The sequence below is a fragment of the uncultured Holdemanella sp. genome, assembly GCF_934754935.1.
Lineage (GTDB): Bacteria > Bacillota_I > Bacilli_A > Erysipelotrichales > Erysipelotrichaceae > Holdemanella.
The window spans coordinates 1-8,021 of sequence record NZ_CAKVJB010000058.1 but is presented as its reverse complement, the minus strand read 5'-3'; the positions used below and the strand labels follow the sequence as shown (position 1 = coordinate 8,021).

Annotated in this window: 8 protein-coding genes; 6 read left to right on the top strand and 2 right to left on the bottom strand. The window is 32.7% G+C overall.

Annotation, left to right across the window (positions count from 1 at the left end; translation table 11 throughout):
* The first annotated feature begins 85 nt into the window (after positions 1–85).
* From lysS to Q0E86_RS10840, 6 genes are all read left to right on the top strand, one after another.
* Entirely contained in the window at positions 86–1,588 is a 1,503-nt protein-coding gene (lysS, locus tag Q0E86_RS10865; RefSeq protein WP_295757113.1) for a lysine--tRNA ligase, read from the top strand.
* Positions 1,589–1,600: 12 nt separating this feature from the next.
* Positions 1,601–1,999: a methionine--tRNA ligase subunit beta gene (gene metG, locus Q0E86_RS10860; RefSeq protein WP_295757112.1), complete on the top strand. Its 399-nt coding sequence runs from the start codon at positions 1,601–1,603 to the stop codon at positions 1,997–1,999.
* Positions 2,000–2,204: 205 nt separating this feature from the next.
* Positions 2,205–2,702, top strand: coding sequence for a hypothetical protein (locus Q0E86_RS10855; RefSeq protein WP_295757110.1), 498 nt, complete (start codon positions 2,205–2,207; stop codon positions 2,700–2,702).
* Positions 2,703–3,007: 305 nt separating this feature from the next.
* A complete protein-coding gene (locus Q0E86_RS10850) occupies positions 3,008–3,532 on the top strand; it encodes a flavodoxin family protein (RefSeq protein ID WP_295757109.1) in 525 nt (174 codons plus the stop codon).
* A gap of 83 nt (positions 3,533–3,615) precedes the next feature.
* Positions 3,616–3,762, top strand: a complete 147-nt coding sequence (locus Q0E86_RS10845; protein ID WP_295757107.1) for a hypothetical protein — start codon at positions 3,616–3,618, stop codon at positions 3,760–3,762.
* Positions 3,763–3,907: 145 nt separating this feature from the next.
* A complete protein-coding gene (locus tag Q0E86_RS10840; protein ID WP_295757104.1) occupies positions 3,908–5,560 on the top strand; it encodes an AAA family ATPase in 1,653 nt (550 codons plus the stop codon).
* Between the two features lie 322 nt (positions 5,561–5,882).
* Here the strand turns inward: Q0E86_RS10840 and Q0E86_RS10835 are convergent, their stop codons facing one another.
* Entirely contained in the window at positions 5,883–7,112 is a 1,230-nt protein-coding gene (locus tag Q0E86_RS10835; protein WP_295757101.1) for a glutamate-5-semialdehyde dehydrogenase, read from the bottom strand.
* A gap of 1 nt (position 7,113) precedes the next feature.
* Positions 7,114–7,890, bottom strand: coding sequence for a glutamate 5-kinase (gene proB, locus Q0E86_RS10830; protein ID WP_295757098.1), 777 nt, complete (start codon positions 7,888–7,890; stop codon positions 7,114–7,116).
* Positions 7,891–8,021: the final 131 nt, after the last annotated feature.

Genomic DNA, 8,021 nt, shown 5'->3' with positions numbered 1-8,021 from the left:
ACGGTTATCAAAGGTTGAAAGAAAGGAGAAGTATATTGTAGATGACCAGTTAGATGGGTCAATTACAATATACCAGGAGAAAACAATGGAAAAGTTAACGCAACAAGAACAAGTTCGTCGTCAGAAGATGCAAGATCTAATTGACATGGGTATTGATCCATTTGGATCTCGTTATGATCGTACTTCAAATTCGGGTATTATCAAATCATCTTATGAAGACAAGACAAAAGAAGAATTAGATGAATTACAAGTAACAGTTAAAATTGCAGGTCGTATCATGACTAAGCGTCGTCAGGGTAAGGCTGGTTTTATGAACATTCAGGATCGTGAAGGTCAAATTCAGATTTATGTTCGTAAAGATGAAATTGGTGATGATCAATATGAAATCTTCAAGAAAAATGATATTGGAGATATTGTAGGTATTGAGGGTACTGTCATGAAGACAGATCATGGACAATTGTCTGTTCGTGCTAAAAACTATACTCATCTTTCAAAATCTCTTCGTCCTTTACCAGAAAAATTCCATGGTTTAACAGATGTTGAAGAGCGTTTCCGTCGTCGTTATGTAGACTTGATCATGAATCCAGAAGCTAAGCGTATTGCACTAACAAGACCAAAAATCATTCGTGCAATTCAACACTATTTGGATGGTCAAGGTTTAGTTGAAGTTGAAACTCCAGTAATGCAGCCAATCTTAGGTGGTGCAAGTGCTAGACCTTTCGTAACTCACCACAACGCATTAAATATGGACTTCTATTTGCGTATTGCGACTGAATTACCATTAAAACGTTTGATTGTTGGTGGTTTAGAAGGTGTTTATGAAATTGGACGTCTATTCCGTAATGAAGGTATGGATGCGATGCATAACCCTGAATTTACGACAGTAGAAGCTTATGTTGCCTATAGTGATTTACATGGAATGATGGACTTGATTGAAGGTTTATTTGATTCCGTAGCTAATGAAGTATTGGGTACTACAGATATTACTTATCAAGGAACACAATTATCATTAAAGGCTCCTTTCAAACGTATTCACATGGTTGATGCGATCAAAGAAGCTTGTGGTGTAGATTTCTGGCAAGATATGAGTTATGAAGAAGCTGTGAAATTAGCTGAGGAACATGATATTGAAGTTGAAAAGATCCATAATACAGTTGGACACATCATCAACTTATTCTTCGAAAAATATGTTGAAGAAACAATTGTACAACCAACATTTGTATATGGTCACCCAACATCCATTTCTCCATTAGCTAAAAAGAATAAGAAGGATCCTAGATTTGCGGATCGTTATGAATTATTCATTTGTGGACATGAATATGCGAACGCATTCTCTGAATTGAATGATCCAATTGATCAAAGAGAACGTTTCGAAAAACAATTAGAGCTTCGTGAATTAGGTGATGATGAAGCTAACGAAGTCGATACAGATTATGTAGAAGCATTGGAATATGGTCTTCCTCCAACTGGTGGTGTAGGACTTGGAATTGACCGTTTCGTTATGTTGTTGACAGATCAAAGAACAATTCGTGAAGTATTATTATTCCCTCACATGAAGAACTTAGGGGATTCAAACAAGAAAGCATAAGCTAAAAAACCAGTGGAAGCTGCACCTGTAAAGGTTGATTTTTCTAATGTAAAAATTGACCCAATCTTCACAGATATGGTAGATTTTGAAACATTCTCAAAATCAGATTTCCGTGCTGTTAAGATTTTAGCTTGTGAAGCTGTAGAAAAATCTAAGAAGCTATTAAAGTTCACTTTGGATGACGGAGAACGTAAAGATCGCGTTATCTTAAGCGGAATTCACGAATATTATGAACCAGAAGAATTGGTTGGAAAGACTGCAATTACGATTGTAAACTTACCACCAAGAAAAATGATGGGTATCAATTCTGAAGGTATGTTGATCTCAGCTGTTCATGAAGAAAATGGTCATGAAGGACTAAACTTATTGATGGTTGATGACAATATTCCTGCAGGTGCTAAGCTTTACTAGGATTAAAAAAATTAGTAATTTTTGGTTGTAAATTTACGCATTTACGCCAAACTTACGCCAAAAAAATAAGAAGAAAAAGATGGTTACACTAGTAAAGTGAAGTGTTTTAAATTGAATTAAGCAAAGAGCAACTCTCTGAAAAGTGAGTTGCTCATTTTTAAAAAAGAATGGAAATGATAATAAAGATTTTATGCAGGATAAAGATATGAATAAAAATGTAGGTGCAGATAAAGATAAATTTACGATTTCTTGTTATGGGATTGAGTTGCCATTTGAATGGTATTCTATGGAATATATTTTTAGAGAGTTAAGAAACAGCAAGTTATATTTTGAAAATGTTGTTAAGATGGAAAAAGCTACAAAAGAAAAAATAAAGAAATATTATAAAGAAAACGAGGAAAATCTAGGAGAAAACAATCGCTTTTTTACCTACATAAAGTTTTTTAATGTTAATGGTAAGAACTATGGTATTGTTGCTGGGAAAACAAATTACACTAATCCAGATTTACTATTTGATAGTAGAAAAGGAGAAAAAGATAACAGATATGCTAGAATATTTTTAAATAATTTAAGTGGTGCGGAATGGAGCGAAACGATAGTAATTGTTAATCATGAATCATCCGCTTCTGAATATGCAGACAATCAAGCAGCTTTATTTATAGAATGTTATTTGCAGCGTAAATTCAATTTATTAGATAGCTGATTATATATAAACTATCCAGTTGTTTGCTAGTCCTTAGAGAGAGGAAAATTCCTTTTCTCAAAGGGCTTTTTCTATTTATACGGATATTCGCAAACTACAAGTAAAAGCCAAAACCTTATATACACTAAGTACAAGGAGGGTGATGTTAGCTTTATAAACAGTTAGCATCGTCTGCATACACACATAATTTGGCAATCAACAGATGTTGTCCTCTGCAAAGTACTTCTGATTGGTGTAACATGATGACAGGATAAGAGGAAAAAAGTATAATGATTTCAAGAAATTAGAAGTTGGAGGAAATATACATGAAAATTGTCATTATTAATGGAAGTGCCAGAAAGGGAAATACGTTGAGAGCGATTGACGCATTTATACAAGGGGCATCAAAAAAGAATGAGATTGAAATCATTCAACCAGATAGACTTCATATAGCACCTTGTAAGGGATGTGGTGCCTGTCAATGTTTAAATGGATGTGTTGATCAGGATGATACAAATTCCACGATTGATAAAATTGCTGCTGCAGATATGATTCTTTTTGCTACTCCTGTATATTGGTGGGGAATGTCTGCACAGTTGAAGTTAATCATTGATAAGTGCTACTGCCGCGGTTTGCAGTTGAAAAATAAAAAAGTTGGAACAATCGTTGTGGGAGGTTCTCCGGTGGACAGTATCCAGTATGAGTTAATTGACAAACAGTTTGGCTGCATGGCGAAATATCTTTCATGGGATATGATTTTCCAAAAATCATATTATGCAACAGACTGTGATGAGCTTGCAAAAAACAAGGATTCTATAAAAGAACTAGAAAATATTGGAAAAAACTTATAAAGCATATTTAAAGTTCTTGGTTTCAGAAAAAAATAAAAATATGAGTAGAACTAGATAAATTTCAATTGGCATAGCTGGCTATAATGTGTCATGCCATTGCGATTGCATACTTATCACTAAGAAAAATGATAGGTATATATTCTGAAGGTATGTTGATCTCAGCTGTACATGAAGGCTTGAACTTATTGATGGTTGATGACAAGATTTTTGCAGGAACTAAGCTTTACTAAAATAGCGTAATAGTGATTTGGCGAATGAGCAACTCTCTGATAAAGGGAGTTGTTTTTTTGGGTTACAGGAATTTTAAAATCTTATGAGGAATTGAAGAAAAAGTTAATAATATAAAGTATAATAACTGTGAAAGGAATTGATAGAATGAAATTATTACCGACGGGAATTGAAAATTTCAAAACTATGATTGATAAAAGTGCGTATTATGTGGATAAGACAAATTTCATTGAGGATGTATTAAGTGAACAAGTTGTTTTGTATACAAGACCTCGAAGATTTGGTAAAACACTGAATATGTCGATGCTTTATTATTTCTTTTCAATCAATGAGAAAGAAAACTCTTATCTATTTGATGGCTTAAATATTTCGAAGAATAAGGATGCTTTAAAGGTTCAAAATAAATATCCAACGATTTTTATTTCTTTAAAGGAAATGAAAAGCTTAACTTTTGATGCGCAAATTTCATCTTTTTCAAATGTAATATATGAATTGTTAGAAAAAAACTTAGAAATATTATCTTCGGATCAATTGTCGGATACAACTAAAGATATTTTAAATAAATTGCATAATCGTTCATCTAGTATTGAAGATTTAAAAATTTCATTGAGAGTCATAACGAATGCGCTATATACTTATTATCAACAAAAAGTTATTGTTCTAATCGATGAATATGATGTTCCTTTACAGGCTGCCTATCAAAATAATTATTATGAAGAAATGGTTGAGTTTTTAAGAAGTGTTTTTTCTTCAGCACTTAAAACCAATGATGCTTTAGAAAAAGGTGTTATGACAGGCTGTCTTCGTATTTCTAAGGAAAGTATTTTTACTGGATTGAATAATTTTACTACTTATTCTGTTCTAAATAATATTAGTAGTGAATCATTTGGGTTTACTGAATCAGAAGTTAAGCAGTTGTTGAAAGATTATAATCTATCAGAAAAGATGGATGAAGTAAAAGAATGGTATGATGGATACCGATTTGGTAATAAAGAAATCTATAATCCATGGAGTACACTTATGTATGTTAAAAATGTAACGCAAGATGTGTCTTTTAAACCAATTTCATTTTGGGCGAATACCAGTGGAAATGATCTTGTCGTTAAGTATATTCAAAATGGTGATAAAAAATTGCGTAAAGAGTTTGACTTATTAATGAGTGGTCAGTCACTGATTAAATATATTAAGCCTGAACTTACGTATCGTGAAATGGATAATATCAATAATATATATAGTTTTCTATTGCTTACTGGCTATTTAAAAGTCATCAAAGATAGGGGAGAAAACCAATATGAATTGGTGATTCCAAATAAGGAAGTTTATGAAATCTATAAACAATCATTCATGTCATATTTTGAGGATTATACAACAAGCAAGAAAAATGAGCTTTATCAAGAACTTGTAGATGGAGATGCCAAGAAAGTAAATCTATTGTTGAATGATATATTATTAAGAAGTATTAGTTATTTTGACAATCAAGAATCTTTTTATCATGGATTTCTAGTTGGATTGTTGAATGATTATGAGGTAGTATCCAATAGAGAATCTGGAAATGGAAGATTTGATGTATGTGTTTTACCGGAAAGCATCTTAGGTACAGTCGTACTTATTGAGTGTAAACATTCAATAAGTGAAGATGATTTGATTGACGATGCCAAAGAAGGCGCAAGTCAAATAATTGAACAAAAATATCTTGAAGAACATAAATATAAAAAATATGAAAATGCTGTTGGTTATGGAATATCTTTCTACAAGAAACAGTGTTATGTAATTAAAGTGGAATATGATTCTAAAATGTAGTTGGAAAAATTGCAATTGTGATTGTAGGAGTAGAGATTGTATTGTGTGATACAGCTTCTACTCTTTTTTTGACTAAATTCCATCAAATTAACAAATGATAATGTAATACATTGAAGAAATGGAGTTAAATGCATAAAATGACTTTGAAGAAACGGAGTAAATCGAACAAAATGATTTTGAAGAAATGTTAAATAAGTTAAATTATGTAGTGTTGTTGTACCATTGTATTGAGGTAGTGAGTTCTTGACGGAATAAACTTAACAAATTATTATTCGTTTTCTTAGATTAAAAAAACAGGCATTTAGAAGTTGCCTGTTTTTGCTTATCGAATTTGTCCATTACCCTGGACTATGTATTTATAAGTTGTTAATTCTTCTAATCCCATTGGACCTCTGGCATGCAGCTTTTGTGTGGAGATACCAATCTCACAACCTAGACCAAATTGACCTCCATCTGTAAAGCGTGTTGAACAATTCACATATACAGCTGCACTATCAATGGATTGTGTAAAGAGTTTGGCGTGTTCTTTGTTTGTAGTTAAAATGGATTCACTGTGCTTTGTCGAATGTTTTGAAATATGTTCAATGGCTTCTTCTACAGAATCTACAATTTTAACGGCAAGAATATAATCTAGAAATTCAGTATCGAAATCTTGTTCTGTAGCTTTTGTGCCTTCAATGATATTTTGTGCTCTTTTGTCCAATCTGAGTTCAACAGGATATGTATCCAATTGTTTCTTTAGTTTTGGTAAGAATTCATTGGCTACTTTGGAATGCACTAATAAGACTTCTTCTGCATTACAAACACTAGGTCTAGAACATTTCGCATTCTCAATGATTTTAACAGCCATATCTTGATCAACTTCTTCATCGACATAGATGTGACAAATGCCTGTACCCGTTTGAATACATGGTACTTTGGCATGTTCTACACATCGAAAAATCAAATTCTTTCCACCTCTAGGAATCAATAGATCAATATAGCCTACTCCTTCCATTAATTCATTGGCACTTTGATGGGTTGTGTCTTGAATCAACTGTACAATGTTTGGATTTACACCACATTTTTCAATGCCTTCTTGTAGTGCTTGTACAATCGCATTAGCACTATTCCAAGCTTCTTTACCAATTCTTAAAATACATGTATTTCCACTTTTAATACATAAAGTAGCCGCATCACTTGTGACATTGGGTCTACTTTCATAAATAATCGCAATCACACCTAATGGTACACTTACTTTTTGAATGACTAGACCATTCTCTAATGTTCTTTCATTCAATACTTTTCCAGTTGGATCCTCTAATTTGACGACATCCAATATGCCTTGAGCCATATCATTTAATCGTTGATCATTCAATCGTAAACGATCCTTCATGACATCACTCACCACTGCTTTTTCTAAATCAATTGAGTTCGCATTTAAAATATCTTCTTTATGAGCTAATAAAGAATGTGCCATAGATGTAAGAATTTCATTCTTTTTCGCTTCATCACACAACATCAATGATTTAGTGGCATTTTTCGCGTTTTCCATGATTTGTAAAGTTGTCATATTAGGCTCCTTTCGTGGCTATAAAACGAGTACCAATACTTTCATTATCTAAAATGGAATATAAAGCATCTGGCTTTTGACCATTGGTGATAATCATATCTAGGCCTGCATCCATACAGATTTTGGCAGCCTCTAATTTTGTCTTCATACCACCCGTACCTACATTCGAGTTGACGCCTTGTCCAAAGCTTAAAATCTTTTCATCCAATTCATAGACGACAGGAATGAGTTGGGCATTTTCATTTTTATGAGGATCATCATCATACAATCCATCAATGTCCGATAAGATAATATATAGATCGGCATGAATATTCTTAGCTAGAATAGCCCCCAAATTATCATTATCTCCAATTACGATTTCTTCCGTCGCAATCGTATCATTTTCATTTACGATAGGTAATACATTTCTTTTTAATAAATGTTCCATAGTGTTGATGAAATTTGTTTTTCGATCATCATTTTCAATATCCGCTTTAGTAATCAATATTTGTCCTACAATATGATTATATTGTGAGAATAAAGAATCATATGTATACATCAATTCACATTGTCCAATGGCTGCACAAGCCTGTTTTCCCGGAAGATCATGCGGCTTAGAATCCAATCCCAATTTTCCCATGCCCATTCCAATGGCTCCACTGGATACAAGAATGACTTCATGCCCTGCATTTTTTATGTCGCTCAGTACTTCACATAACTGCTTCATTCTACGAATATGTAATAGACCTGTATTTTCGTATGCCAAAGTACTTGTACCTACTTTAATAACTATACGCATATGTTTCACTTCCTTTACAAAAAAATATTTTTATAATAATAACATAATTTTTTGAAGCTCCTCTTTTGCAAATGCATGGTAAATAGAAAAATATGAATCATTGGTGGTATAATAAAATAGCTTGTGGAAAG

Bases quoted from the DNA above. Each gene is read 5' to 3' on its own strand.
- lysS (WP_295757113.1), top strand. From the start codon at position 86: ATGGAAAAGTTAACGCAACAAGAACAAGTTCGTCGTCAGAAGATGCAA.
- Q0E86_RS10855 (WP_295757110.1), top strand. From the start codon at position 2,205: ATGAATAAAAATGTAGGTGCAGATAAAGATAAATTTACGATTTCTTGT.
- Q0E86_RS10850 (WP_295757109.1), top strand. From the start codon at position 3,008: ATGAAAATTGTCATTATTAATGGAAGTGCCAGAAAGGGAAATACGTTG.
- Q0E86_RS10845 (WP_295757107.1), top strand. From the start codon at position 3,616: ATGTGTCATGCCATTGCGATTGCATACTTATCACTAAGAAAAATGATA.
- Q0E86_RS10840 (WP_295757104.1), top strand. From the start codon at position 3,908: ATGAAATTATTACCGACGGGAATTGAAAATTTCAAAACTATGATTGAT.
- Q0E86_RS10835 (WP_295757101.1), bottom strand. From the start codon at position 7,112: ATGACAACTTTACAAATCATGGAAAACGCGAAAAATGCCACTAAATCA.
- proB (WP_295757098.1), bottom strand. From the start codon at position 7,890: ATGCGTATAGTTATTAAAGTAGGTACAAGTACTTTGGCATACGAAAAT.